Annotated in this window: 25 protein-coding genes; 18 read left to right on the top strand and 7 right to left on the bottom strand. The window is 62.0% G+C overall.

Features of this window, described 5'->3' with window-relative positions:
* Positions 1–78: 78 nt before the first annotated feature.
* Positions 79–711: a GTP cyclohydrolase I FolE gene (gene folE / locus SB772_RS02535; protein ID WP_410831706.1), complete on the bottom strand. Its 633-nt coding sequence runs from the start codon at positions 709–711 to the stop codon at positions 79–81.
* 259 nt (positions 712–970) lie between these two features.
* Between folE and SB772_RS02530 the strand changes: the two genes are divergently transcribed.
* Positions 971–1,972 carry an NAD(P)H-dependent flavin oxidoreductase gene (locus tag SB772_RS02530; protein ID WP_410831705.1) on the top strand — a complete coding sequence of 334 codons (1,002 nt, stop codon included), beginning with the start codon at positions 971–973 and terminating at the stop codon, positions 1,970–1,972.
* A gap of 54 nt (positions 1,973–2,026) precedes the next feature.
* The gene (locus SB772_RS02525) at positions 2,027–2,419 is read left to right on the top strand and encodes a carboxymuconolactone decarboxylase family protein (RefSeq protein ID WP_410831704.1); all 393 of its coding nucleotides are present in this window, start codon (positions 2,027–2,029) and stop codon (positions 2,417–2,419) included.
* 82 nt (positions 2,420–2,501) lie between these two features.
* Here SB772_RS02525 and bktB read toward each other — a convergent pair whose 3' ends face one another.
* Complete coding sequence (gene bktB, locus SB772_RS02520; RefSeq protein ID WP_410831703.1) at positions 2,502–3,683, bottom strand: beta-ketothiolase BktB; 1,182 nt, start codon at positions 3,681–3,683, stop codon at positions 2,502–2,504.
* Positions 3,684–4,040: 357 nt separating this feature from the next.
* Here bktB and SB772_RS02515 point away from each other — a divergent pair, with 357 nt between their 5' ends.
* From SB772_RS02515 to SB772_RS02505, 3 genes are all read left to right on the top strand, one after another.
* The gene (locus SB772_RS02515; RefSeq protein WP_410831702.1) at positions 4,041–5,969 is read left to right on the top strand and encodes an AMP-binding protein; all 1,929 of its coding nucleotides are present in this window, start codon (positions 4,041–4,043) and stop codon (positions 5,967–5,969) included.
* Positions 5,970–5,980: 11 nt separating this feature from the next.
* Positions 5,981–7,192 (top strand): acyl-CoA dehydrogenase family protein, encoded by a 1,212-nt coding sequence (locus SB772_RS02510; RefSeq protein WP_410831701.1) that lies wholly within the window; start codon positions 5,981–5,983, stop codon positions 7,190–7,192.
* Positions 7,193–7,276: 84 nt separating this feature from the next.
* A complete protein-coding gene (locus SB772_RS02505; RefSeq protein WP_410831700.1) occupies positions 7,277–8,437 on the top strand; it encodes an acyl-CoA dehydrogenase family protein in 1,161 nt (386 codons plus the stop codon).
* 126 nt (positions 8,438–8,563) lie between these two features.
* Here the strand turns inward: SB772_RS02505 and SB772_RS02500 are convergent, their stop codons facing one another.
* The 5 genes from SB772_RS02500 to SB772_RS02480 are packed head-to-tail and all read right to left on the bottom strand — an operon-like array spanning position 8,564 to position 13,145.
* Positions 8,564–9,340 carry an enoyl-CoA hydratase-related protein gene (locus SB772_RS02500; protein ID WP_410831699.1) on the bottom strand — a complete coding sequence of 259 codons (777 nt, stop codon included), beginning with the start codon at positions 9,338–9,340 and terminating at the stop codon, positions 8,564–8,566.
* A gap of 48 nt (positions 9,341–9,388) precedes the next feature.
* A complete protein-coding gene (locus SB772_RS02495) occupies positions 9,389–10,153 on the bottom strand; it encodes a glucose 1-dehydrogenase (RefSeq protein ID WP_410831698.1) in 765 nt (254 codons plus the stop codon).
* A 43-nt stretch (positions 10,154–10,196) separates the two neighbouring features.
* The gene (locus tag SB772_RS02490) at positions 10,197–11,399 is read right to left on the bottom strand and encodes a CaiB/BaiF CoA transferase family protein (protein ID WP_410831697.1); all 1,203 of its coding nucleotides are present in this window, start codon (positions 11,397–11,399) and stop codon (positions 10,197–10,199) included.
* 53 nt (positions 11,400–11,452) lie between these two features.
* Complete coding sequence (locus SB772_RS02485; protein WP_410831696.1) at positions 11,453–11,929, bottom strand: MaoC family dehydratase; 477 nt, start codon at positions 11,927–11,929, stop codon at positions 11,453–11,455.
* 52 nt (positions 11,930–11,981) lie between these two features.
* Positions 11,982–13,145, bottom strand: coding sequence for an acyl-CoA dehydrogenase family protein (locus SB772_RS02480; protein ID WP_410831695.1), 1,164 nt, complete (start codon positions 13,143–13,145; stop codon positions 11,982–11,984).
* Between the two features lie 394 nt (positions 13,146–13,539).
* On the opposite strand from SB772_RS02480, the gene SB772_RS02475 reads away from it, so the two are divergent.
* The 13 genes from SB772_RS02475 (at position 13,540) to SB772_RS02415 (ending at position 26,555) form a co-directional block, all read left to right on the top strand.
* Positions 13,540–13,905, top strand: a complete 366-nt coding sequence (locus tag SB772_RS02475) for a Zn-ribbon domain-containing OB-fold protein (RefSeq protein WP_410831694.1) — start codon at positions 13,540–13,542, stop codon at positions 13,903–13,905.
* A 60-nt stretch (positions 13,906–13,965) separates the two neighbouring features.
* Positions 13,966–15,117, top strand: a complete 1,152-nt coding sequence (locus SB772_RS02470; protein ID WP_410831693.1) for a thiolase — start codon at positions 13,966–13,968, stop codon at positions 15,115–15,117.
* A 231-nt stretch (positions 15,118–15,348) separates the two neighbouring features.
* Positions 15,349–16,149 (top strand): enoyl-CoA hydratase/isomerase family protein, encoded by an 801-nt coding sequence (locus tag SB772_RS02465; RefSeq protein WP_410831692.1) that lies wholly within the window; start codon positions 15,349–15,351, stop codon positions 16,147–16,149.
* 12 nt (positions 16,150–16,161) lie between these two features.
* Positions 16,162–16,968: an enoyl-CoA hydratase/isomerase family protein gene (locus tag SB772_RS02460; protein ID WP_410831691.1), complete on the top strand. Its 807-nt coding sequence runs from the start codon at positions 16,162–16,164 to the stop codon at positions 16,966–16,968.
* Positions 16,969–16,985: 17 nt separating this feature from the next.
* Positions 16,986–17,828, top strand: coding sequence for an enoyl-CoA hydratase/isomerase family protein (locus SB772_RS02455; RefSeq protein ID WP_410831690.1), 843 nt, complete (start codon positions 16,986–16,988; stop codon positions 17,826–17,828).
* A 76-nt stretch (positions 17,829–17,904) separates the two neighbouring features.
* Positions 17,905–18,759, top strand: coding sequence for an SDR family oxidoreductase (locus tag SB772_RS02450; RefSeq protein WP_410831689.1), 855 nt, complete (start codon positions 17,905–17,907; stop codon positions 18,757–18,759).
* Positions 18,760–18,761: 2 nt separating this feature from the next.
* Positions 18,762–19,904, top strand: a complete 1,143-nt coding sequence (locus SB772_RS02445) for a CaiB/BaiF CoA transferase family protein (protein ID WP_410831688.1) — start codon at positions 18,762–18,764, stop codon at positions 19,902–19,904.
* A gap of 71 nt (positions 19,905–19,975) precedes the next feature.
* Complete coding sequence (locus SB772_RS02440; protein ID WP_410831687.1) at positions 19,976–21,175, top strand: acyl-CoA dehydrogenase family protein; 1,200 nt, start codon at positions 19,976–19,978, stop codon at positions 21,173–21,175.
* A gap of 31 nt (positions 21,176–21,206) precedes the next feature.
* Entirely contained in the window at positions 21,207–22,361 is a 1,155-nt protein-coding gene (locus tag SB772_RS02435; protein WP_410831686.1) for an acyl-CoA dehydrogenase family protein, read from the top strand.
* A 35-nt stretch (positions 22,362–22,396) separates the two neighbouring features.
* Positions 22,397–23,563: an acyl-CoA dehydrogenase family protein gene (locus SB772_RS02430; protein WP_410831685.1), complete on the top strand. Its 1,167-nt coding sequence runs from the start codon at positions 22,397–22,399 to the stop codon at positions 23,561–23,563.
* A 25-nt stretch (positions 23,564–23,588) separates the two neighbouring features.
* Positions 23,589–24,395, top strand: coding sequence for an enoyl-CoA hydratase (locus SB772_RS02425; protein WP_410831684.1), 807 nt, complete (start codon positions 23,589–23,591; stop codon positions 24,393–24,395).
* Between the two features lie 19 nt (positions 24,396–24,414).
* A complete protein-coding gene (locus SB772_RS02420) occupies positions 24,415–25,284 on the top strand; it encodes a MaoC/PaaZ C-terminal domain-containing protein (RefSeq protein WP_410831683.1) in 870 nt (289 codons plus the stop codon).
* A gap of 53 nt (positions 25,285–25,337) precedes the next feature.
* Positions 25,338–26,555 carry an acyl-CoA dehydrogenase family protein gene (locus SB772_RS02415; protein WP_410831682.1) on the top strand — a complete coding sequence of 406 codons (1,218 nt, stop codon included), beginning with the start codon at positions 25,338–25,340 and terminating at the stop codon, positions 26,553–26,555.
* Positions 26,556–26,561 lie beyond the last annotated feature (6 nt).

The raw sequence follows: 26,561 nt of genomic DNA, 5'->3' as shown, positions 1-26,561 counted from the left end.
CCGCATGCTGCCCTGAACGCATGGCGATGAGCATCGCCAGCGGCGCTCCGAGCCCGTGGGCGAAATGCTTGCGTGGCGTTAGGTATTGGGTAGCGGTGCGGTCGTACCGTTACCGATGATCGACAGGAATTCCCGGCGAGTCGACGGGTCTTCGCGGAATGCGCCCAGCATCCTGCTTGTCACCAACGAGGTTCCGGGCTTGTGTACGCCGCGCGTGCTCATGCACTGGTGTGCCGCTTCCAGGATCACGCCGACACCTTTGGGCTGCAATACCGTATTCAGCGCATCCGCGATCTGCACGGTCATCTTTTCCTGAATCTGCAACCGCTTCGCATACGTATCGACGAGTCGCGCAAGCTTCGAAATGCCTACCACTCGATGGTCCGGCAGATAGGCGACGTGGGCCCGTCCAATGATCGGCACCATGTGATGCTCACAATAGCTTTCGAAGCGGATGTCCTTCAACACGACCATCTCATCATAGCCATCGACCTCGGAAAATGTCGTGGCGAGAATCTGCATGGGATCTGACAGATAACCTGAGAAGAACTCCGTATAAGCGCGGGCGACTCGTGCGGGTGTCTCGACGAGTCCCTCGCGAAGCGGGTTGTCCCCAGCCCATCTGATGAGCGTTCGAACTGCCTCTTCCGCCTCTGCCTGCGAGGGCCGGGCTGGAATGGACAGGTAGTCACTACCGTCGCGCTGGTTCACTAAACCTCCTTGAAGCCGTGCACTGCCTTACGTTCCCTGACCTGTGCCCGGCAAGCAAAACGCCCCTCCGGGTATCCATCTGGCCGTCGGGTCACGAAATGGTGAGTGTTACGAGTATTGGTGCGATGGACGGAAGTGTATATACTTGCACAACGTTCGTAAATAGGAATTGGGCGTCGTGGGTTGGTCCTCGCGACGATTCCCTGTTTCCGATCGCGGTTGCAGTGCCAGCATTGCATCGCCTCACGGAGGGAAAACCATGAAAACACGCATCACGGAGCTACTGGGAATTCGCTATCCGATTGTGCAGGGCGGGATGATGTGGGTGGGACGTGCGGAACTGGCCTCCGCGGTATCGAACGCCGGTGCGCTGGGTACCATTACCGCACTGACACAGCCGACGCCCGAAGCGCTGAGCGTTGAAATCGATCGCGTGAGGTCGATGACGAGCGAGCCGTTCGCCGTGAACCTGACCATCCTGCCGACAATCAAACCAATCCCCTATGACGAGTATGTGCAGGCTATTGTCGAGAGCGGAGTGAAGATTGTCGAGACGGCGGGACGCAATCCCGAGTCCTATCTGCCTGCCTTCAAGGCAGCGGGCATCAAGGTGATTCATAAGTGCACGTCTGTGCGCCACGCACTGAAGGCGGAGGCGATTGGCTGCGACGCGGTCAGTGTCGATGGATTCGAGTGCGCCGGCCATCCAGGGGAAGACGACGTGCCGAATCTCGTATTGCTGCCGGCTGCTGCGGCGCAACTGCGCATTCCGATGCTCGCATCGGGCGGCATCGCCGACGCGCGTGGCATGGTAGCGGCACTCGCTCTGGGTGCAGACGGCATCAATATGGGCACGCGCTTCATGGCGACACGTGAAGCGCCGATTCACGAAAACGTGAAGCGCCAGTTGCTCGAACATGATGAGCGGAATACCGCACTGATTTTCCGTACACTCAAGAACACGTCGCGCATTTTCCGTAACGCCGTGGCGGAGCAGGTGCTCGTTCTGGAGCGCCAGGAGGGCACGACATTCGCGGACCTGAAGCCGCTCGTGAGCGGCGAGCGCGGAAGGCGCATTTACGAAACAGGCGACACGGACGACGGCACGTTTCCCGCCGGCCTCGCGATCGGCCTGATTCACGATATTCCCACCTGCGAAGAACTGGTGACCCGCATGATCGCGCAGGCGCGCGATCTGATTCACCGAAGGCTGGCAACGATGATGGACAAGGTGGGCGACGAGGCAGCGTGCCCAGCCTGAATGACGATTTGAGTACAACTGTTGAGTACAACTGTTAAGGACAAGGAGCAGACCGTGTCAGAAAGTCGTGAGAAGGGACGTCAGGTTGTTCGCGAAATGTTGGGCGACGAGTTTCTGGGGGCGATGGATGCCGCCGCGTCATCCGGCGGGTTCGGCGCCGATGCGGCGTCGCTTGCCCTTGAAAATGCGTTCGGTGATGCGTGGTCGCGTCCAGGCCTTGATCGCCGCTCCAGAAGCCTCGTTACGCTAGGCATGTTGATCGCGCAACGCACGCCTTGGGAGTTCAGCAATCATGTGCGTATCGGGCTTGCGAACGGCTTGACGGAGAAGGAGTTGGAGGAAGTTGTCCTGCATGCGATTCCGTATGTAGGCTTTCCTGCGGTGAGTGTCGCGCTTAAGGCTTGCAGGGAAGTACTGGGCGACCGGGTCGCGACCATTCAGGAGTAGTGGGCCAGTGCGGGCGCCGCCTGCCCGGCGGCGTCTCACACCACTTCCTTCGATAGTTCCACTGTCGGCGACCCTGTTGCACCTAAATACGTTCGAAGATGGCCGCGATACCCTGGCCACCGCCGATACACATTGTCACGAGCGCATAGCGGCCGCCGATCCGCTCCAGTTCATAGAGTGCTTTTACCGTAATCATCGCACCTGTCGCGCCGATCGGGTGCCCCAGCGAAATGCCGGAGCCGTTCGGGTTGACCCTTGCCGGATCGAGTTGCAATTCTTTTGCCACGGCAGAGGCTTGTGCCGCGAACGCTTCGTTGGCTTCGATGACGTCGAGGTCCGCTACGGTTAGTCCGGCGCGGTGGAGGACTTGTCGAGTCGCCGGCACAGGACCGATGCCCATGTATCGAGGATCGACACCAGCGTGAGCGTAGGCGACCAATCTCGCTAGTGGGCGGATCCCGCGCGCTTCAGCCGTGCTTCTTTCTATCAATAGCACGGCCGCTGCGCCGTCGTTTAGACCAGACGCGTTGCCCGCCGTCACGGTGCCGTCCTTTTGAAATGCCGGGCGCAGTTTCGCCAGCTCATCCACCGTAGTGGTGGGGCGAACATGCTCGTCGAGTTCGAACATCGTCGCGCCCTTCTTTGTGTGTACCGCGACGGGAACAATCTGCTCCGTGAAATACCCGGCTTCGACCGCACGTCCGGCTCGACGGTGCGATTCCACGGCCAGTGCGTCCTGATCGTCACGGGTGATGCCGTATTTCGCCGCAATGTTCTCTGCGGTTACGCCCATATGGCACGCGCTAAACGGGTCGGTCAGCGCGCCGACCATCATGTCGATAAGACGGATGTCGCCCATGCGCGCACCCCACCGGGCACCGGTCGCGAGGTAGGCCGCGCGCGTCATGCTTTCCGCTCCGCCGCCGATCGCGATATCGGTGTCACCGAGCCAGATCGCCTGCGCGGCTGAAATGATGGCCTGCAGTCCCGAGCCGCACAGGCGGTTCACTGTCAATGCCGGCGTTTCGACGCTGATTCCACCTTCGAGTGCCACAACGCGCGCGAGGTACATGTCTTTCGGCTCGGTATGGATCACATTGCCGAACACGACGTGCCCAACCGCGTCTCCTTCGACACGCGCGCGAGAGAGGACTTCGCGGACGGCAGTCGCGCCCAGTTGAGTCGGCGCCACGGAGGCGAGCGCACCCCCGAAGTCGCCGATTGCAGTACGAACGCTGCTTGCAATTACGACTTCTCTCTGCATTTTGCTCTCCCAACATAAGGACGACGACATCATCGGATCGTTTAAAAATACGAACGACGTTCATAAAATAGTTCAAACTTGGAGAAATGTCCATGAGCGATTTGTGGTCTGGACTTAAGAAGCTTGCGAGACCGGGCAGCACAGGTCCATTGATCGGGTGGACACGTCAAGCCGTGTTCCGGCAACTGCTTGCGTCGGGCGAGTCTGGATAGACGTACGCGCGTTTTAGCGATATTCTTGTTCTTAAATATGACCAATGTTCACATATCAGTTCGTATGCTTGTTGTGACGAAAGTGAAAAAGGTCTACAAAGTAGTGAGCACATGAGCATGGCGAGCTAACGACAGGATGACGGAGATGAATGCAGGTCTGCTTTCACATGACCCTTTAATGGATGTGCCGTTCCGACCCACTTGCCTGGGCGGTACGAAGGCGGCTGTCGAATACCGTTCTGACGGGACCGTGGTCTATGAACTGGAGGAAGCGCTAGAGCCTTACCCGACGCGACTGACTGAACGGCTGGTGCATTGGGCCAGTGTCGCGCCTGAGCGGCCACTGCTTGCACGGCGCTCAGCCGATGGCGCCAGTTGGGAGCATTTGACCTACCGCCAGGCGCTCGACGGCGCACGTTCGCTCGGTGAGGCGCTGCTCGCACGAGGTCTGTCGGCCAGCAAGCCGTTGATGATCCTCTCGGACCGCAGTTTCGAACATGCGCTGCTTGCACTGGCGGCGCTCCATGTCGGCGTGCCCTATGTGCCGGTTACGTCGGCGTATTCGCTGCTGTCCGAGGACTTCTCCAAGCTGAAGCATCTCGCCGCGGTGTGCACGCCAGGTCTGGTGTTTGCGGACGACGGGGCGCTTTACGGCCGGGCACTGCGCGATGTGTTCGGCGAGGTCGAATGCCTCGTGAGCGGCACGCCTCCAGAAGGGCGCGCGGCTTCGCTCGTTTCTGACTGGCTCAAGACACCTGTTACCGCTGCCGTCGACGAGGCGTTTGGAAGTGTCGGCCCCGATACGGTAGGCAAGATCATGTTCACGTCCGGTACGACCGGTGCGCCGAAGGGCGTGATTTACTCGCAGCGAATGTTGTGCAGCAACCGGCAGCAGGTCGCACAGACCTTCGCTTTTCTTCAGAGTGAGCCTCCGGTCCTGGTGGACTGGCTCCCCTGGCATCACACTTTTGGCGGCACGCATAACTTCGGCATGGTGCTCTACGGTGGCGGGACGTACTACATGGATCCCGGCAAGCCTACGCCGGAGCAGATCGGTCCGACGGTCGAGGCATTGCGGGAAATCGCGCCGGTCATTTACCTCAATACGCCGCAAGGATTGGCAGCGCTGATCCCGCATCTGCGCACCGATGCCGCGCTGCGGCAGAACTTCTTCAGCAAGCTGGCGTTGATCTACTACGGCGGCGCCAGCTTGCCGGAATACATCTGGGCCGCATTCGACGAGCTTGCGGTCAGGACGATCGGTCAACGCGTGCTGATCATGTCTGGCCTCGGCGGCACCGAAGCCGGACCCACGCCGATGTCGGCGGCGTGGGATCCACGTCGGGAAGCGATTGCCGGGCTTCCGGTGCCCGGTGTCAAGGTCAAGGTGGTCCCGGTTGGGGCGAAGCTGGAGATCCGCTATGCGGGCGATTGCGTGACGCCTGGCTACTGGAAGGATCCCGAACGGACTGCCGCGTCGTTCGATGAAGAGGGTTATTTCTGCTCGGGCGATGCGGGCACGTTCATCGATCCGCAGCATCCGGAGAAGGGGTTGCGCTTCGATGGCCGCCTCGCGGAAAACTTCAAACTTTCCACTGGCACGTGGGTGAACGTGGCCGAACTGCGTCTTGTCGCGTTGAACATGTTCTCGCCATATGCACGGGACGTTGTGATTGCCGGCCATGATCGCGACTTTCTCACTGCGCTGGTGTTTCCAGACCTGGGGGCGTGCCGGGCATTGTGCGACGACCTGCTGGAGCCTGCGGCGGACGCGAACCGGATCGTCGGCAGCACGGGTGTGCGCGCGCACTTTCAGCGCGGACTCGACGCATTGGCGACACGGCCTGGGGGCAGTTCCAGCCGAATTCTGCGGGTCGTGCTCGAAAGCGATCCGCCCACGCTCGATAACGGTGAATTGAGCGCAAAAGGCGCCATCAGTCAGGCCAACGTCCTCGCGCGGAGAGCTGGCGTGGTGGTCGAACTGTATGAATCGGTGCCGACGCCCCGTACGCTGGTGGGTCGAATCCCCGGTGCCGCGAGCGTGGCGGGCGGGATCCGGCGAACCGAACCATAGGAGCCCATACGATGGATTTTCACGTCGATCCCGCGGACAAAGCCTTTCGCACAGAGGTACAGGATTTCCTGAAGACGCATTTGCCTCCGGATCTTGCCTGGCGTGGCCAACAGGGATTTCTCGCGGGCGACGACGACGCGTTGCGCTGGACTCGAATCCTGCACGAAACGCGAGGCTTGTCGGTGCCACATTGGCCGGTGGACGTTGGCGGCGCGGGGTGGAGCGCGGCGCAACGTTATATCTTCGAGGAAGAGTGTTATCTGGCCGGTGCGCCCGCGCAGAATCAGGCGGGCGTGTCCTTGGTTGGGCCGGTGATCTGCGAATTCGGGAATGAAGAGCAGAAGCGCCGTTTCCTGCCGCCGATCCAGCGTGGCGAGGTGTTCTGGACTCAGGGCTTTTCCGAGCCCGGATCCGGTTCTGACCTTGCGTCGCTGCGAACAACAGCCGTTCGCGATGGCGATCACTACGTCGTCAACGGCCAGAAAATCTGGACCAGCTTCGGCAGCTACGGCCAGTGGAACTTCGTTCTGGTCCGCACCGATTCGCAAGCCAAACCGCAGAAAGGCATTTCCTTTCTGCTGCTCGACATGAGTTCACCTGGCGTGACGGTTCGGCCCATTGCGACGCTGGACGGTTGCAGTCACCTCGCCGAAGTGTTTTACGACAACGTGCGCGTCCCCGTGGAGAATCTGATCGGCGAAGAAAACAAGGGATGGGGTTACACGAAGTTTCTGCTGTTCAATGAGCGCGCTTTCCTTGGCGCCGAAGCGCCGGCGTTGAAGCGCTATCTGCGCAAGATTCGTCACTATGCGATGCGTGAGCGTGCGGGCGGCACCCCCTTGATCGAAGATCCGACGTTCGCGGTCAGACTCGCGCAATACGAACTCGAAGTGCTCGCCATCGATATGGCGGTGCAGAGAATCCTGCATCAAGGTCTCGACGAACGCAGCGGCGGCATGGCCATCGGCTCGATGCTCAAGGTGCGTGGTTCCGAGTTGCATCAGAAGCTGACCGAGATGCTGCTTGAAGTGATCGGCGATTACGGCGCGGTGTTCTACGCCGATCCCAACGAAGAGCACGCGCTGCGGGAGCAAAGCTTCGTGGGACCGGACTACGCGCCGGGTCTTGCCGCCGAGGTGTTCTACCGGCGCGCGTGCACGATCTACGGCGGTACCGCCGAAATCCAGCGGAACATTATTGCCAAGGCGTTGTTCGGCCTGTGACGGCTGACTGGACGCAATGGCGCGAGTCACTTCATTGATACGACATCACGGCTCCGGCCTCTTGCGGGCGGGAAAGGACGCAGCATGAACTTTGATCTGAGTGACGAACAGCAGATGTTGCAGGACAGCGCACAACGCTTTATGCAGAAAAATTACGCCTTCGAGCACCGCCGCAAGCTGGCGGCTCACGGAGGCGGATTTTCGCGCGACATGTGGCGCTTGTTCGGCGAGATGGGCTGGCTCGGTGTCGCGGTACCCGACGCATTCGGCGGTCTGGGCTTTACGCCGGTGGAGAGCGCGCTCGTCGCGGAGCAACTGGGGCGGGCGCTGGTCCTGGAACCTTACGTCATGTGTGGCGTGTTCCCCGCGGCGCTCGTTACCCGTTGCGCGAGCGGCCAACAGCGCGACGAGTTGCTGGCAGAGATTATCTCGGGCGAAACGCTGATTGCCGTTGCGCACAGTGAACGGGAAGCGCGAGGTGTCGTGCCACACGTGGCGGCGACGGCAAAGCAGGTTGGGGATGGCGCATGGAGACTGGACGGCTGCAAGACGCTGGTGGTCGGCGCAACAATGGCTGATCGCCTGATCGTCGTTGCGCGTGTGGCCGGCGGAGTGCACGATGAGGCCGGCCTCGCGCTGTTCGTCGTCGATCCTCATGCGGCCGGCGTGACACTTGAGCCGTACCGTTTGCTCGACGGCACACCCGCCGCCGACCTGGTGCTTGCCGGCGTGACCGTTGGGGCGAAAGTGGCGATCGGCACACCCGGCGAGGCGCTGCAGGGCTTACAGGACGCCGTCGACGAAGCGATGGTCGCGAGTTGCGCGGAACTGATCGGCCACGTCGACGACACGGTCGAGCTCACATCCGAATATCTGAAGACGCGCAAGCAGTTCGGCCTGCCGATCGGCAGCTTTCAGGCGCTGCAGCACCGGATCGCCGACATGGCGATCGATGCCATGCAGGCGAGGGCAACCCTGCATCGGGCACTCAAGGCGCTGACCGACGATAGCGGCATGCGCAGCGTGGACGTGTCGGGTTGCAAGGCGCAAACCATCAGGAGCGCGAAATTCGTCACGCAGCAAGGTATCCAGCTGCACGGCGGTTACGGCATTACCGACGAATACAAGGTCGGCCATCACTACCGGCGGATACTGATCGTCGACGCGCTGTTCGGCAACATGGAGTATCACCTGAATCGCTATGCGCGCCAGGTTCAGGCGGACGCCCGTGCTCTGGCTGCATGACGTAACTCCGGCCGCTTCGAAGCCGATAACAGCTTGAGCGCCAGTTCGGAGATGTCTGGCGTTGTACGCCAGGTGTGAAGCGAAGACGGCTTCGCTAACAACCGCCCTCGATACGTCGAGCAATCCTTACTTCACATATTTGCGGAATTCCGGCTTGCGTTTCTCACGGAACGCATTGCCGCCTTCCTTAGATTCGTCGGTGTCGTAGTAAAGCGCCAGCGCCTGCATCGCGAAAGCGCCGATACCGCGGATGTTTTCACTGTCGATATTGAACGACCGTTTGGCCAGCGCGATGGCGGTCGGACTCATCTGCAGGATCTCGTCACACCATTTTTTCGTTTCGGCATCGAGCTGGTCCGGCGGAACAGCCGCGTTGATCAAGCCCCATTCGAGCGCCTCCTTCGCGCTGTATTTGCGGCACAGATACCAGATCTCTCGCGCGCGCTTTTCGCCGATGATGCGCGCCAGGTACGCCGTACCGAAACCGGGATCGACCGATCCCACCTTTGGGCCGACCTGGCCGAAAACCGCGGTTTCCGATGCGATGGCGAGGTCGCAGATCGTGACGAGCACGTTGCCCCCACCGATCGCATAGCCGTTCACACGTGCGATGACCGGCTTGGGAATGTCGCGAATGATGCTTTGCAGTTCTTCGATGGGCAGCCCGACCGTGCCGCGCCCGCCATAACCATCGCCGGACTGGTCGCCGCCCGTGCAGAAGGCTTTTTCTCCGGCGCCGGTCAACACGACCACGCCAATATCCTTGTTCCATCCAGCCTTGCCGAATGCCTTGATCAGTTCTTCGCAGGTATTGGCGTTAAACGCGTTGTAGACCTTCGGGCGATTGATGGTGATCGTCGCGACGCCGTCGGCTTCGCGATAGAGAATGTCCTGAAATTCCATGTTCCTGTTCCTGTTCCGGTTGCGGGTTGAATAAGCGGAGAGCGGCGTTCAGCCAGCCATCGTCAGTCCACCGGAGATGCTGATCACCTGACCGGTGATGAACGCGGCATCGTCGCTGGCGAGGAATGCGACTGTCCCGGCGATATCGTCGGGCTCGCCCATGCGGCCGAATGGCACCGCCTTGACCAGCGCCGCCTTGATGCGGTCGCCTTTCTCGCCCTGTGCGAGGTTGTCGAGCAGCGCGGTGGCAGTGGGGCCGGGACACACGACGTTGATGGGAATCTGCTGCCGCGCCATTTCGCGCGCCATGGTTTTCGAAAAGGCGATGATGCCGCCCTTGCAGAACGAATAAACCGCTTCCATCGACGAGCCGACGCGCCCGGCATCGGACGAAATATTCACGACCTTTCCGCGGCCGCGTTCAGCCATCCGCTTGAGAACGGCGTGATGCATATTCAGCGGGCCATACAGGTTGATGGCAACGACCTTGTCCCAGAACGGCTTCTCGGTCTGGAGGAAAAAGGCGCCCATGTCCCAGCCCGCGTTATTGACGAGCATCTCGATCGGACCGAGTTCTTCCTCGACTTGCCCGACAGCCGCATTCACGCCCTCGTGATCGGTGATGTCGACGCGGTACGCGCGAGCCTTGCCGCCGGCGGCCTCGATCCCGGCAACAACCCGACCCGCGCTTTCGGTATTCAGGTCGAACAGGGCGACGATGGAGCCTTCTTCAGCGAAGCGTTTGCAGATGGCGGTGCCGATGCCGCCCGCGCCACCCGTAACGACCACGACCTTGTTCTTGAGACCTTTCATTTTCGGATTCCTCGCATGATGTAGCGGAGCGCTTCGGCGCCCGTCAAGCCTTGGTAACAGTTTCGAGCGTGTCCGTCGTATCGACCGGCGGGCGGCCAGTCAGGCTGGCCGCCTCGCTTGCGGTGTAGCCGGCTTCGAGGAGGACTTCAATGCTGTGCTCGCCCAGGTTCGGTGGCAGGTAGCGCACATTGCCCGGCGACTCGGAGAAATGCACAGGGATCGATGTCATGACCATGTCGCCTTCGGTGGGATGTTCGTAGTGCCGGAAGAACCCCGTCTCCTTGATGTAGTCGTCCTGCATCAGGTCGTTCAGCTCGCGCACCGGCCCGTGCGACACGTCGGCGGCTGCGAAGATGGTGTTCCACTCGGCTGTGGTGCGAGTCTGGATCGCGTCGCTGACTGCGCTGTAGAGCTCGTTGATGTTGCGCATGCGATCTGCCATGTCGCAAAAGCGCGGGTCATCGAGCAGGTGCGTTGCGTCAATCGCGCACAGCACGCGCCGCCATTGGTCGTTGTTGACCGCCAGCAGGCAGATGTGGCCGTCCTTCGTCGCGTAGGGGCGGCGGTGGGGCGAGAACATTCGCGTATAACCGAGGCCCTTTCCGTCGGCCGAGCCGAGCGCGCCCTCCCACAAATGTTCAAAAAGGTTGAACTGCAGCATCGTTTCGAACATCGGCACCTGCACGCACTGGCCGAGACCGGTGCGTTCGCGGTGATACAGCGCCATGCTCACCGATGAGGCCAGCACGTAGCCGCAGAATTTGTCGACGATCACGGTGGGGAAGTAGCGCGGCGAGCCGTCCGCATCGCGATTCATCGCGGCAATTCCGGTTTCGCCCTGGATGACGTCGTCGAACGCGGGGCGATCCTTGTGGGGGCCATCGGGGCGATAACCCGGACCCGACGCGTAAATGATGCGCGGATTGCGTGCCTTGATGCTTTCGTAATCGATGCCCAGGCGCTTCGCCGCGCTGGGCCGCATGCTGTGAACGAAAACATCCGCGGTCTCGGCGAGACGAAGCACGGCTTCACGGCACTCGGCCCGCTTCAGGTTAAGCGACACGCTCCGCTTGTTGCGGTTCATGATCGTGTAGAACACTGCCATGTCCGGGTTGCGGCCAGGACCGTTCTTGCGGTTCTGATCGCCTTCCGGCGGTTCGATCTTGATGACGTCCGCGCCCATGTCGCCGAGGAGCTGCGTGGCGACGGGACCAAGCACATTGATTGTCAGGTCGATCACGCGCACACCGGTCAGCGGGCCGGTCGGAAGATCCAGAGGTTGCTGTGGGGTGTGCATGGTCAGGCCTTGTAGTTTTTGCCCTTCACCAGCCGCAGCGGCGTATAGACCATTACTTCCGAGCCGTCCTGCTTGAACACCCGGTTGCGGGTGCGCACGAGTCCGAGCCCAGGACGCCCGTTGCTGGCGCGGCATTCGATCACTTCGCACTCGGCATGGATCGTGTCCCCAACGAAGGTCGGGCCCTTGATGTCGAGTTCCATGTTCAGGAATGCAAAGCCGACACCTTGCATCGTCGCCTGAGTCAGTAGTCCTTCGATGAACGTAAACACCAGTGCGCCCGGCGCGACACGACCCTTGATGGCGGACGTCTCTTTCAGAAATTCGATGTTGGTAAACAGCACTTCAAGCATGCCCGTCACTGAAACAAAATTGACGACATCTGCTTCGGTCACCGTACGTCCGACGGTTTTGAACCTGCGACCGACGGGCAGATCTTCCCAATGAATCCCGAGGCCAACTGTTTCGATTTCTGCCATTTGTCTGTCCTTTCTCTTGTTGTCGCGCGCCGTTAGGGTCGGGGCGCGTCGCTCAGTTTTTCTTGACGCGTCCGAGGACGCTGTCCGCGACGATGTTTCGCTGGATCTGGTTGGTCCCTTCAATGATCTGAACCACCTTGGCGTCGCGGAAATAGCGGTTGATCGGGTATTCGTTCGAGATGCCGGCGGCACCGAACAGCTGCACCGCGTCGGTGGCGACTTTCATGGCGACGTCGGAGGCGAACATCTTGGCCATTGCCGCCATCGGCGCGAGCTCGCGTCCGGTCACGCCGGCATCCACCAGTGATGCGGTGCGATAGACGAGTTGGCGCGCAGCCTCGGTTTGCGTGACCATGTCGGCCACCATCCAGCGCACGCCCTGGAAGTTGCTGATGGTTTGCCCAAAGGCGACGCGGTCCTGAATGAAGCGGAGGGTGTGATCGATCGCGCCCTGTGCAATGCCCACCGCGCGCGCCGCCACGATCGGCCGGCTGGTGTTGAGCGCTTCCATCGCCACCTTGAAACCTTGCCCGCCTTCGGGGCCGAGCCGGTTGTCAGCGCTGATCAACGCGTCGTCGAAGAAGAGCGGGCAGGAGGCCACGCCGCGCGCACCCATCTTGTCTTCCTCGCGCCCGATCGTGAGACCGGGTGTCTTGCGATCGACGATGAACAGGTTGATGCCGAGCGGTTTGCCTTCCTCATCCAGCGTTTTCGCCGCCACCAGCATGAAGTCGGCGATGTGCGAATTGGTGCACCAGATCTTCGAGCCGTTCAGCACATAGCCGTCTTCGTGGCGGCGGGCGGTGGTGCGGATACCGGAGACGTCGGAACCGCTCTGCGATTCCGTGATGGAAAGCGCGCCGCGCAGTTCGCCTGACGCAAGCCCGGGCAGCAGGCGCGCCTTCTGCTCTTCGGTGCCGCCTTCCAGAATCGCGCCGAACGGGGTCCATTGCACGACGAGCAGATAACCCGTGTTGTAGCAAACCCGCCCCAATTCCTCGACGGCGATACAGGCCGACATGACGCTGCCCGCCCCGCCGTAGGCCTCGGGAAAGGGCAGTGTGAAAAGACCCAGTTCCTTGAGCAAGGCGTACATGTCGTCCGGATACTCGGCGGTGCGGTCGATTTCGTCCGCTCGCGGCGCCACCCGTTCCGCTGCGACGCGCCGAATCAGGTCACGAATCTGGATCTGGTCGTCTGTTAGTTGATAAGTCACGTTGTAAGTCTCTTGCGAATGGTGCGAGGCCCGATATGTAAACAGCGTTCTAAAAATCGTATAAGTGGAACGCACGTTCAAGTCAGATCCGGAATTCCGCGTTCTTCAAAATACTGAACAATGTTCGGTAACGTAAACGATGGCTTGATACTCGTCAAGCGTGATGTCGAGCGGACAGGGGTTTGCCCGTAGTGCGGACCGAGCGTTGTTCGGATGTAGTGAGAGCCTTGTCGGACGGCGCGCCAGGGCCGTTCGGCGCGATTGACATGGCGGTCCATGCGTGTTTAGAATGTAGAACGGTGTTCGGTTATTTGATTTATTTTCAGTCGAAAACTGAAGTGGCGGCTGGGTTTGGCGTCAAGGTCCGTGGCGGAATGCATAGGAGGAGCGGGAAATGGAGTCTGTTTGTCCTGAAGTCGACTATCAGAAGTTTCTGGCCGAAGGCCGGTTGATGATCCAGCGCAGCCGCAGCAGCGGCCGGCACGTGTTCTATCCACGGGTAGCCGAGCCGGTCACAGGCGCACGCGATCTCGAATGGGTCGAAGCCTGCGGGCGGGGCACGGTTTACTCCACGACGGTGGTGAGGCAGAAGTCACCCACGCCGAGTTACAACGTCGCGTTGATCGATCTCGACGAAGGAGTCCGGATGCTCAGTTGTGTCGAAGGGGTCGAACCGGATGCCGTGCGCATCGGCATGCCCGTTCAGGCGCGGATCGTATTCAGGAACGACGCGGCGCTACTCGTGTTCGAGCCAGCCTGAGGCCAGCCAACCGGCGGCAGGCGTGGAATGCGCCCGCTGCATCGACGGGAGACAGATCGCATGGAATTCAACTTACGTGGCCGCACCGCCTTGGTGGCAGGCGCGACATACGGAATCGGCGAGGCGCCGGGAATGTCGTCGCTGGATCTCGCAGCGCGGGCATCGGTCGATGCGCTGGCGCAAGTCGGGTTGTCGCCAGGCGATGTCGACGGCCTGTTCGTCTGCATGCCTGACGACATGTTGTCGGGCCTGACATTCGCCGAATACCTCGGCCTCCACCCGAAGTTCACTGATAACAACCGCAGCGGCGGCTCGGCTTTCGAGATCTATGCGCACACGGCGGCCATGGCGCTGGTGACGGGCCAGATCGACGTCGCGCTGATCGCTTATGGCAGCAATCAGCGCAGCGGGGCGGGCAAACTGGTGCAGTCCTCCCGTCCGTCGCCGTGGGAGAGTCCGTATAAACCGATGAACCCGGTGTCGTCTTATGCGCTGGCCGCGGCCCGCCATATGCACCAGTACGGCACGACCCGCAGGGATCTCGCCGAAGTGGCGGTGGCGGCGCGTCAATGGGCCCAGCTCAACCCGGAGGCATTCGTGCGGACACCCCTGTCGGTCGACGACGTGCTGGGCGCGCGCCTCGTATCCGATCCGCTTTCCGTGCGCGATTGTTGTCTCGTGACGGATGGCGCCGCCGCGATCGTGATGGTGCGCGCCGAACGGGCACGCGACCTGACAGACAAGCCGGTTTATCTACTCGGCGCGGCGTCCGCCACGTCGCATCGCGAGATCGCGAACATGCCCGACCTGACCGTGACGGCGGCGCGGGATTCAGGGCGACGTGCGTATGAGATGGCCGGCGTCAATGCCGGCGATATCGACGTCGCGATGCTGTACGACGCGTTCACCATCAACACCATTCTGTTTCTCGAAGATCTTGGCTTTTGTCCGAAGGGCGAGGGCGGCCGTTTCGTTGCCGACGGTGCGATCGCGCCTGGCGGGCGCCTGGCGGTGAATACGAATGGCGGCGGCTTGTCGTGCGTGCATCCTGGCATGTACGGATTGTTTCTGATGGAAGAAGCGCTGCGTCAGTTGACGGGGCGTGCCGGAGAGCGCCAGGTGCCGGGCGCGCGGCTTGCCGTCGCGCACGGCAACGGTGGCGTATTGTCGAGTCAGGCTACCGTGATTCTCGGTACCGAAGAAACGTTGTGACAGGGATCCGCCGGGCAGTGCCGGACACCTTGCAGGCAGCGCACCGACCCGGCGGCGTTGCCGCTCGAGAGCTTTGCATGGGACCAGAGTAAGGCGCTAAAGCGCCAACTCTGATCGACAGGTTTGCATGGGATCAGAGTAAGGCGCTAAAGCGCCAACTCTGATCGACAGCTTTGCATGGGATCAGAGTAGGCGCTAAAGCGCCAACTCTGATCGACAGGAGACAGACAGATGAGTGAACAGACCACCGAAGACGCGACACAGATCGTGCAGGTCCGGCATGACGGCACGGTCGCAATCGTCACCCTGAACTACCCCGAACGGCGCAACGCGTTTTCGCTCAAGATGCGCGAGACGCTGTATGAGCGTCTGCATCACTTGATGCACCACGAGGACGGTTGCCGGGCGATCGTGCTGACAGGCGCCGGCGACACGTTTTGCGCGGGCGGCGACATTTCGGAGATGAAGCCGCGCAAGGTGCTCGAATACCGCGAGCGCAACCAGTTGCCGCTCGCAATCTTCGAACTGATGGTGTCAGGGCCGAAGGCCATCGTCGCCGCCGTCGAGGGCTTTGCATTTGGCGCCGGCCTTTCGCTCGCCGCTGCGTGCGACGTAGTGGTCAGCGCATCGGCGGCACGTTATGCGAGCGCGTTCGTCAAAGTCGGATTGATGCCGGATACGGGACTCTATTGGTCTCTCGCGCAGCGTGTCGGCGGTGGGCGGGCGCGCGAGCTGATGCTGAGCGCCCGCGAATTCGATGGCACGGAAGCCTTGCAGATCGGTTTTGCCAATCGGATCGTCGAGCCGGGTCAGACGCTTGCCGCCGCGCTGGAAATCGCCGACCAGTATGCGGCGCTCCCGGCGGTGGCCACGGCGCATCTCAAAGCGGCGCTGGCGACCGGCATCCGCACGCTCGATCAGGCGATCGAAACCGAAGTCGATCTGCAGCCCATCCTGCGCCGCAGCCGCGAGCACCGGGAGGCCGTCAGCGCCTTCATGGAAAAACGCAAACCGGTATTCGTGGCCGACTAGGGGAAGCCCATCATGAGCGAAAAGCAGACGGACAAGAGCCAGGCGCCCGCGTCGATCGAGGTGACCCGCGACGGCCTCGTGGCCATCGTCACGTTGAACAATCCCGGTCGCCGCAATGCAATGGGGCGGCAGATGCGTCAGTCGCTGCGCGACACGATGCATCGCCTGCTGACGGCCGATCCCGAATCGCGCGCCATCGTGCTCACCGGCGCGGGCGAGCACTTCTGCGCCGGCGCCGACATTTCCGAAATGACGCAACGGACCATCCTTCAAAGCCGCGAAATCCTGGCTGAATCGTGCGTCGTCGTGCGAGATATGCTGGCGGGCGCAAAGCCGGTTGTAGCTGCTGTCGAAGGCGTGGCGTTCGGCGCGGGGCTGTCGCTGGCAGTGGCAACCGACTACTTGGTGGCGGCGTCGAATGCGCGCTTCTGCGCGGCGTTTTTGCGGGTCGGGCTGATTCCCGACACCGGCATTCTGTGGACGCTTCCGGAAAAAATCGGCATGGCGCGCGCGAGAGAAATGCTGTCGCTCGCGACGGAGATCGATGGTGTCAGGGCCGGTGAGATCGGTCTCGCGAACGAGGTCGTCGAACCGGGCGCCGCACGTGCTGCGGCGATCGAAGTGGCCCGCGGCCTCGCCGCTCATCCACCGCTGGGCGTGGCGCTGCTCAAGGCAGCGCTGACCGACGGCGCTACCACGATGGACGCGGCGTTGCGTGCCGAGATCGATTATCAGCCTCTACTGCGGCAGTCCAAAGACCACCAGTCCGCATGCCAGGCGTTTTTCGACAAGAGCACGCCGGTGTTTACCGGTCAATGAACGTTGGGGAGGCTCCGATGAGTGTCGAGCGAAATGAAGCGCCGATCGGCGCGGGCGGCGTACCGGGCACGGACGAACGGAACGATATTGTGCAGGTGCGTCACGAGGGTGACGTAGCTGTTGTCACGATGAACTACCCGCAGCGCCGCAATGCTTTTTCGATGGCGATGCGCGTTGCGCTGATCGAAGTGTTCCAGCGCCTTTTTCACGAGGACGCGCTCACGCGCGCGATCGTTCTGACTGGCGCGGGCAGCCATTTCTGCGCGGGCGGCGACCTGTCCGAAATGCAGGCGGCCACGCCAACGCTGCTTGAACTGCGCGAGCGCATTGCCGTCGGCGTGCGACTGTTCCGGTTGATCTACACCGGTACCAAGCCGGTTGTCGCAGCAGTCGAGGGGACGTGCTTCGGCGCCGGGCTATCGCTGGCTGCCGCGTGCGATCTCGCGGTGAGCAGCAGTGCGGCGAAATATTGCTGCGCGTTCACCAGGATGGGCTTGCTGCCTGACACCGGCCTGCTGTGGACGTTGCCGCAGAAGGTCGGCGGCGGCAAGGCGCGCGAATTGATGTTGAAGGCGGACGTGTTCGACGCGGCGACGGCGCTGCGCATCGGCCTTGTCGATCAGACCACCGAACCGGGCGGCGCGCTCGACGCGGCGATCCAGCAGGCTGCGCGCTTCGCCAGCTATCCGCCCGTTACGCTTGCGCTGCTCAAGGCAAGCCTTGTCAACGCAGGCAGTTCGATCGAAGACGCGTGGCGGATGGAAGTCGATCTGAATCCGTTGACGCGGCAGACCAGCGACCACACTGAAGCCGTGGCGGCGTTCATGGAGAAGCGCAAACCCGTGTTTACCGGCACTTGAGCGTCACGGCGCCTGTGCCGCTTCGTCTTGTTGCGCCTAGTTTTCTGTCCCTGGATTTTACGGAAGTACACCGACCATGTTCACACCCGATCTACTCAGGAACAAAAAGATTCTGATCACCGGCGGCGGCACGGGCCTCGGCAAAAGCATTGGCCGGCGCTATCTGGAACTCGGCGCGGAGCTGGTGATCTGCGGGCGTCGCAAGGAAGTGCTCGACGCCACCGCCGACGAATTTCGCGCTGCGATTAGTGGTGCGCGCGTCACCACGATCACCGCCGACGTGCGCAGCGCCGAGTCGGTCGAGGCGATGATGGACACGATCTGGAGCGCCGGCCCGCTGGACCTGCTGCTCAACAACGCCGCCGCCAACTTCATCGCGCGGACCGAAACGCTGTCGCCGCGCGCGGTCGATGCGGTGCTCGGCATCGTGCTGCACGGCAGCTTCTATTGCACAATTGCCGCGGGGAAACGCTGGATCGAGGCCGGACGCAAAGGCAACGTGATCAGCACGGTCTCGACACCCACCATGACCGGTTCGGCTTTCACCGTACCGTCGGCGGCCGCCAAGGCCGGCGTGCTCGCCATGACGCGCAGTCTCGCAGTCGAATGGGGGCCAAAGGGGATTCGTCTGAACGCCGTGGCGCCGGGTCTCTTTCCAACCGAAGGCGCGTGGGAACAGCTTTATCCGCCTGGCTCACAGGTCGAATCGCAGGATCGCAGCGTGCCGCTGCGGCGCTTCGGCGACCATGCCGAACTTGCCGATCTGTACGCGTACCTGGCCTCCGATGGTTCCGGCTACATCACCGGCGACATGATCGTGATCGACGGCGGCCGCTGGATGCAGGGCGTGGGCGGTCCCACGTTTCGCGCGATGCAGGACTGGAGCGACGAACAGTGGGACGCCATGCGTGCCCACGCGAGGAAAAGCTGAGCATGGGGCCGCTCGCTGGCGTCAAGATCGTCGAGCTGGCCGGCATCGGGCCGGGCCCGATGTGCGCAATGCTGCTCGCGGACCTCGGTGCGACGGTGTTGCGCATCGACCGGCGGCAACCGGTCAAGCTCGGTGTCGAGCGTCCTTTGCGTTACAACCTGCTGCTGCGCAACCGTAAGACGATTGCGCTCGACCTGAAGGACCCGGCCGCGATCGAACTCGTGCTGACGTTGGTGGAAGGCGCCGACGCCTTGATCGAAGGTTTTCGCCCGGGTGTGACCGAGCGCCTGGGACTCGGCCCGCAAGCGTGTCTGGCGCGCAATCCGAAGCTGGTCTATGGACGCATTACGGGTTGGGGGCAGGAGGGGCCGCTTGCGCAGTATGCCGGGCACGATTTGAACTACATCGCGATCACGGGCGTGCTGAACGCAATCGGCCGATCCGGCCAACCGCCTTCGATACCACTGAACCTGATTGGCGACTACGCGGGCGGCTCGCTGTATCTGGCGATGGGCCTGCTTGCCGCCATCCTTCACGCTCGCGATGGCGGTGCGGGTCAGGTGGTGGACGCGGCGATTGTCGATGGCACGGCGAACCTGGCCACGACCTTTTTCGGCATGCAGGCTGCGGGCATCTGGTCTGACCAGCGCGGCACCAATATCACCGATTCGGGTTCGCATTTCTACGATGTCTACGAATGCGCCGACGGCAAATGGATCACGGTGGGTCCGATCGAGGACAAGTTTTATCTGGGACTGCTACGCCTGCTCGATATCTCTCCGGATAACCTCGGCGCCCAGCTCGATCAGCGCAACTGGCCGGCCGCGCGCGCCTTGTTTGCGCTTAAGTTCAAGACCCGCAGCCGCGCACAGTGGACCACCTTGCTGGCACATTCCGATGCGTGTTTCGCGCCGGTGCTGTCGTGGTGCGAAGCGCCCGAGCATCCGCATCTGAGGGCGCGCGAAACCTTTATCGAAGTTGACGGGATCGTGCAGCCCGCGCCCGCGCCGCGCTTTTCGGCCACCGTGCCCACGACGCCGACGCCGCCCGAAGCACCTGACCCGGCAACGCTGGATGCCGCGCTGTCTGGCTGGCTCGACGCGCACCAGATCAATGACCTGAAGCAAGCGGGAACGTTGGCCTGAGAGGCCGATGAGCGGGACAAAAAGAATGGACGGCCGCGCGCGTCGCGGCAATGAATCGAGACGAGACACTCATGGATCTGCGATACACCGATGAAGAACTGGCATTCCGCGATGAGGTGAGAGCCTTTTTCAAGGAAGCGTTGCCGGAAGACATCCGCCGCAAGGCAGAGCTGGGTCAACGCTACGCCGCGGCTGACCTGCGCTGCTGGCAGCGCATCCTGTACGAGCGCGGCTGGGCGACCCCCGCGTGGGACAAGGCGTGGGGTGGAACGGGCTGGAGCGCGGTGCGGCAGTACATCTTCAAGGAAGAGCTGCATATGGCGCCGGCGCCGGAGCCGCTGTCGTTCAACGTCAACATGATCGGCCCGGTGCTGATCGCGTTCGGCAGCGAAGAACAGAAGCGCGAGTTCCTGCCGCGCATCGCGAGTCTCGAATACTGGTTCTGTCAGGGCTTTTCGGAACCGGGCGCGGGGTCGGACCTGGCGGCATTGCGCACGCAAGCTGTTCGCGACGGCGACCACTATGTGATCAACGGCCAGAAACTGTGGACCTCGACCGCTCATCACGCGGACTGGATGTTCTGCCTCGTGCGTACCGACGCGAGCGGCAAAAAACAGCAGGGCATTACCTACCTGCTGGTCGACATGAAGACGCCCGGCTTGACGGTGCGCCCGATCATCACCATCGACGGCTATCACGAAACCAATGAGGTGTTTTTCGACAACGTGCGCGTACCTGTGGCAAACCGGATTGGTGAAGAAAACAAGGGCTGGGACTACGCCAAGTATCTGCTCGGTAACGAGCGTAGCGGGATTGCGCGGGTAGGTGTGTCGAAGATGCGGATTCGACACGCCAAAGATCTCGCGAAACGCGTGCCGAGTGGCGACGGTGTGCTGTGGGACAACCTGCAGTTTCGCGAGCGCGTCGCGGCAATCGAAGTTGAATTGAAGGCGCTGGAAATCACCCAGATGCGGGTGATCGCCGAAAGTTCCGCGCGTGATAGTCACGTGCCGGATCCCAAGACGTCGATTCTGAAAATCAAGGGTTCGGAGTTGCAACAACGCTCGGCCGAACTGCTCCTGGAAGTGGCCGGCCCCGACGCGCTGCCGCTCGATCTCGACTTTTTGCGCGGTGTGAGTGATCCGTTTCGCCAGCCCGACTGGGCGTTGACCATCGCGCCAAATCACTATTTTGCGCGTCACGTTTCGATCGTGGGCGGATCGAACGAGATCCAGAAGAACATCCTCGCCAAGTCCGTTCTCGGGCTTTGAGCGCCAATCGCAACGAGGGGAAGCATCGGCCATGGACTTTGATTTTACCGACGAGCAACGCATGCTCAAGGACAGCGTCGACCGGCTTGTGAAGGACGAGTACAGCTTTGAACAGCGTGCGCGTTATCTCGCGGAACCGGACGGCTTCAGCCGCGTGCAATGGACCCGTTACGCGGGCATGGGCTTGCTGGGCCTGACCTTCGATGAGGACGCCGGCGGCAGCGGCTGCGGCCCGGTCGAAACGATGATCGTGATGGAGGCATTCGGCCGCGGGCTGGTTGTCGAGCCCTATCTGGCGACGGTGGTGCTCGGCGGTGGCTGTATTCGTCTTGGTGGCAGCGTCGCGCAACGCACGGCAATCCTGCCTCGAGTCGCCGACGGTTCGCTGCTGATGGCCTTTGCGCATGCCGAGCCGCAGTCGCGCTACGACGTGGCTGACGTAGCCACCATCGCGCGTCGTGGCGGCGAGGGCTGGGTACTGGAGGGGGCCAAGCGCGTCGTCGTTCACGGCGGCAGCGCGGACCGGCTGATCGTGTCGGCACGGGTGTCGGGCGCACGGCGCGAGCGCGACGGCATCGCGCTGTTTCTGGTTGACGCGAAAGCGCCGGGTCTGACGTGCCGCGAATATCTGACGCAGGACAGGCTGCGCGCGGCGGATATCGATCTGTCGGGCGTGCGTGTTACTGACGACGATGTGATCGGCGTGGCCGGCGAGGCGCTGCCACTGATCGAGACCGTCGTTGCGCAGGCGATCGCCGCGCTATGCGCCGAAGCGGTCGGTTCGATGGCGGCCGCGCACGAGGAAACGGTTGAATACCTGAAGGTGCGCAAGCAGTTCGGCGTCGCGATCGGCTCGTTGCAGGCTTTGCAGCATCGCGCAGTGGACATGCTGGTCATGGTCGAACAGGCACGCAGTATGGCACTGTTCGCCACCATGATGAGCGAGGAGCCGGATCTCGCGGAGCGCGCGCGCAGCATGGCCGCGGCCAAGGTGCAGATTGGCCGTGCCGGCCGGTTTGTCGGTCAGCAGGGCGTGCAGCTTCACGGCGGCATCGGTATGACCGAGGAATGCAAGGTCGGCCACTACCTGCGCCGCCTGAGCGTGATCGACATCCTGTTCGGCGCGGCCGAACACCATTTGACCCAGCTCGCTAACGCGGGCGGACTGATCGACCCGGCTCTGTAAGAACGCCGCTTTATCGTGTGACAGGAATCCTTTAAATGAGCAGACCTACCACCTCCGATCCGTACCGGGACCTGCGCGATGCATTGCGCGATCTGTCGAAGGCGTTTCCTGACGAATACTGGCGCCGTGTCGACCACGAACGGGTTTATCCGGAGGCGTTCGTCGATGCGTTGACACGCGCGGGCTGGATGGCTGCGCTGATTCCGCAGGAATACGGCGGCTCAGGTCTTGGCCTCGCCGAAGCGTCCGTGATCATGGAAGAGATCAACCGTAACGGCGGCAATTCCGGGTTTTGCCACGGGCAGATGTACAACATGAACACGTTGCTGCGCAACGGCTCCGCGGCGCAAAAGCGCGCGTATCTGCCGAAGATCGCCAGCGGAGAACTGCGTCTGCAGTCGATGGCCGTGACCGAACCGACCACCGGCACGGACACCACCAAAATGAAAACCCTGGCGGTGAAGAAAGACGGGCGCTATGTGGTCAACGGCCAGAAGGTGTGGATTTCCCGTGTGCAGCACTCGGACATGATGATCCTGTTGGCGCGTACCACGCCGCTGGCCGACGTGAAAAAGAAATCCGAAGGTCTGTCGTGTTTCCTGGTCGATCTGCATCAGGCGATCGGCAACGGGCTGACCGTACGGCCGATTCCGAACATGGTCAATCACGAGACCAACGAACTGTTTTTCGACAATCTCGAGATTCCCGAAGAGAACCTGATCGGCGAGGAAGGCAAGGGCTTCAGGTACATCCTCGACGGTCTGAATGCGGAGCGCGCGCTGATTGCCGCCGAGTGCATCGGCGACGGCTACTGGTTCGTCGATCGTGCATCGAAGTACGCGTCAGAACGCCAGGTGTTCGACCGGCCCATCGGCATGAATCAGGGTGTGCAGTTCCCCATCGCCGAAGCGTATATCGACGTGCGGGCGGCGGATCTGATGCGCTACAAGGCGTGCGAGATGTTCGACAACCACGAGGCGTGCGGCGCCGAAGCGAACATGGCCAAGCACCTCGCCGCCACCGCTTCATGGAAGGCCGCTAACGCGTGCCTGCAGACCCACGGAGGATTCGGCTTCGCCTGCGAATACGACGTGGAGCGCAAATTCCGCGAGACCCGCCTCTATCAGGTGGCGCCCATCTCGACCAATCTGATTCTGTCTTACGTCGCGGAACACGTGCTGGACATGCCGCGTTCGTTCTGAGCGGCGCCAATCGAAGGAGATAGCCATGAGCTACGAGACCATTCTGTACGACGTGAAGAACCGGATCGCTACGATCACGCTGAACCGTCCCGAACAGATGAACACGTGGAACGACACGGTGGCCACCGAGGTGTACGACGCCATGCAGGCCGCGGGCGCCGATCGCGGCGTACGCGTCATCGTCTTCACCGGTGCGGGCAAGGCATTCTGCGCTGGCGGCGACATCCATAGCTTTGGCGGCGATCCCAATGCGCTGATGACCAAGCTGCCGCGTCCATTCGATATGCGCAAGCGCGCCGACTGGCAAACCCGCTGTTCGTATTACCCGGCGATACCGAAGCCCGTAATCGCGATGCTCAATGGGGCAACGGTCGGCATCGGCCTGATTCACGCGCTCTTTTGCGACATCCGCTTCGCGGCCGAGGATGCCACGATCACCACCGCTTTCGCACGTCGCGGGTTGACTGCCGAATATGGCATGGCGTGGATACTTTCGCATCACGTCGGGCACGCAAGGGCGCTTGATCTGCTGCTGTCGGCACGCAAGATCAAGGGAGTCGAGGCCGAGCGGATGGGGCTCGTGAACCGTGCGTTCCCGTCCAGCACGCTAGCGGACGAAACCTATGCGTATGCGTCAGACCTCGCGGAGAACTGCTCGCCGCGCTCGATGCGTGTCATGAAGGCGCAATTATGGGAGGTGCCGTTTCAGACGCCCCATGAAGCGATCATGGCTGCCGGACTGGACATGCCCGTCGCCAATCAGTGCGACGACTACAAGGAAGGCATCGCGAGCTTCCTTGAGAAGCGCAAGCCGAATTTCACCGACGACTGATACGTTACGGGGCAAAGTCATGCTGAAGTACGAAGTGGTCAAGAACTGGCCGATTGAAGACGTCACCCAGACGTACACCGAACGCGATGTCATGTTGTACGCGCTGGGTCTTGGCATCGGTGGCGATCCTCTCGACGCGGCGCAACTTCGCTACGTCTACGAGAAAGACCTGCAGGCGATGCCGACCTGTGCCGCGGCGTTTGCATGGCCGAGGTCGTGGATGCGCGACCCCCGCGCCGGTGTCGACTATCTGAAGCTGGTGCATGGCGAACAGGACGTCCGCTTCCTCCGCTCGATGCCGACGGCAGCCACCATCGTCAGCAAGACGCGTGTGAGCCTCGTTTCGGATAAGGGCGCAGGCAAGGGCGCGATCGTCGAACTCAGGCGCGATCTGACCGAAGCGGCGAGCGGCGAGCGGCTCGCGGAAGTGCGGCAGGTCTCGTTCCTGCGAGGCGACGGCGGCTTCAGCGTGGAATCCGGCGAGAGCGATGCGCCGCCTGAAGCATTGCCGCCCGTTCCCGAGCGCGCACCCGACAACGAATTCGAGTTTGGGACCTCGGCGCAGACCGCGCTGATCTACCGTCTTTCCGGCGACTCGAATCCGCTGCATGCCGATCCCGAAGTCGCGACGAAAGCCGGCTTCAGGCAACCGATCCTGCACGGACTCGCGACGTACGGCATGGCAGGCTACGCCGCGATTCGCACCTTGGCGGGAAACGACGCGGCACGGCTCAGGCGGCTTGCGCTACGACTCACTTCGCCGGTTTATCCGGGCGAAGTCATCCGTTTTCAGTTCTGGCGCGAGAGCGACACATGCATGCATGTGCGGGCACGCGTCGATTCACGCGACGTGGTCGTGTTGAACAACGGCGTTGTCGAAATCAGCTGAGCGTGGGACCGCTTGCCGGTCCGGGGCGAGCCGATCGTCAAAGGAGAGGGTTGATGGATTTGCAAGAAAGTGGCGACGATAAGGTCTTTCGCGCGTCGGTGCGGGAGTTTGTGACGGCCCGGCTGCCTGCGGATATTCGCGACCGCGTGCTGAATTTCCGTCACCTGCCGCGCGACGACTACGTGCGCTGGCAGCGCATCCTCGCAGCCAATGGCTGGGGTGCGCCGGCGTGGCCGGTCGAATACGGCGGGGCCGGGTGGAACGCCACGCAGCGCAATATCTTCGATGAAGAGTGCTTTACCGCAGGCGCGCCGCGTCAGATGCCGTTCGGTCTGTCGATGGTCGGGCCGGTGCTGCAAAAATTCGGCACGCCCGCGCAACGTGATTATTTTCTGCCTCGCATCGTGTCGATGGAGGACTGGTGGTGCCAGGGCTATTCCGAGCCGGGCGCGGGCTCCGATCTCGCTTCGCTGAAGACGCGCGCCGAGTACGTTTCGCGCGACGGCGAGCCGCTCTATATCGTCAATGGGCAGAAGATCTGGACTTCGTTTGCGCAGTGGGCCAACTGGATTTTCTGTCTCGTGCGAACCCACGGCGATGGCCGTCCGCAGGAAGGCATTTCGTTCCTCCTGATCAACATGACGACGCCCGGCATTACCGTGCGGCCGATCAAAACGCTCGACGGCGGTCATGACGTCAACGAGGTGTTCTTCGAGAACGTCGAGGTGCCAGTTCGCAATCTTGTCGGCGAAGAGCATCGCGGCTGGGCGATCGCCAAATATCTGCTCGGCCATGAGCGCACCAATATTGCGGGGCTCGGCAACTGCAAACGCTTCATGCTCCGGCTGAAGGAAATCGCGCGGACCGAACTGAAGCACGGCAAGCCGCTGATCGACGATATCCGGTTTCGCGACCGGATCGCGAAGGTCGAGATCGATCTGATCGCGCACGAATGGTCGTTGTTGCGGGCGATTTCCGCCGAGTCAGCCGGTCGCCCGCTTGGGCCCGAGGCCTCGGTGCTGAAAATCCGCGGTTCGGAAATCCAGCAGGAACTGACCGAACTGATCATGGCATGCGCGGGGCCGTACGCGGTACCGTTTGTGCAGCAGGCGCTCGAGCCGGATTGGAGCGAAGGCGCGGACGCCACGGCGCACGGCGAACTGCTCAACGCACTGGCGCCGCACTATCTGGACTGGCGCAAGATCTCGATCTACGGCGGTTCGACTGAGATTCAGAAAAATATCATCGCCAAACTGGCGCTTGGCATCTGAGGACAG

Source organism: Paraburkholderia sp. SIMBA_030, from assembly GCF_046535245.1.
Taxonomy (GTDB): Bacteria; Pseudomonadota; Gammaproteobacteria; order Burkholderiales; family Burkholderiaceae; genus Paraburkholderia.
The sequence above is the reverse complement of the archived record's forward strand: the minus strand, read 5'-3'. Positions and strand labels throughout refer to the sequence as shown.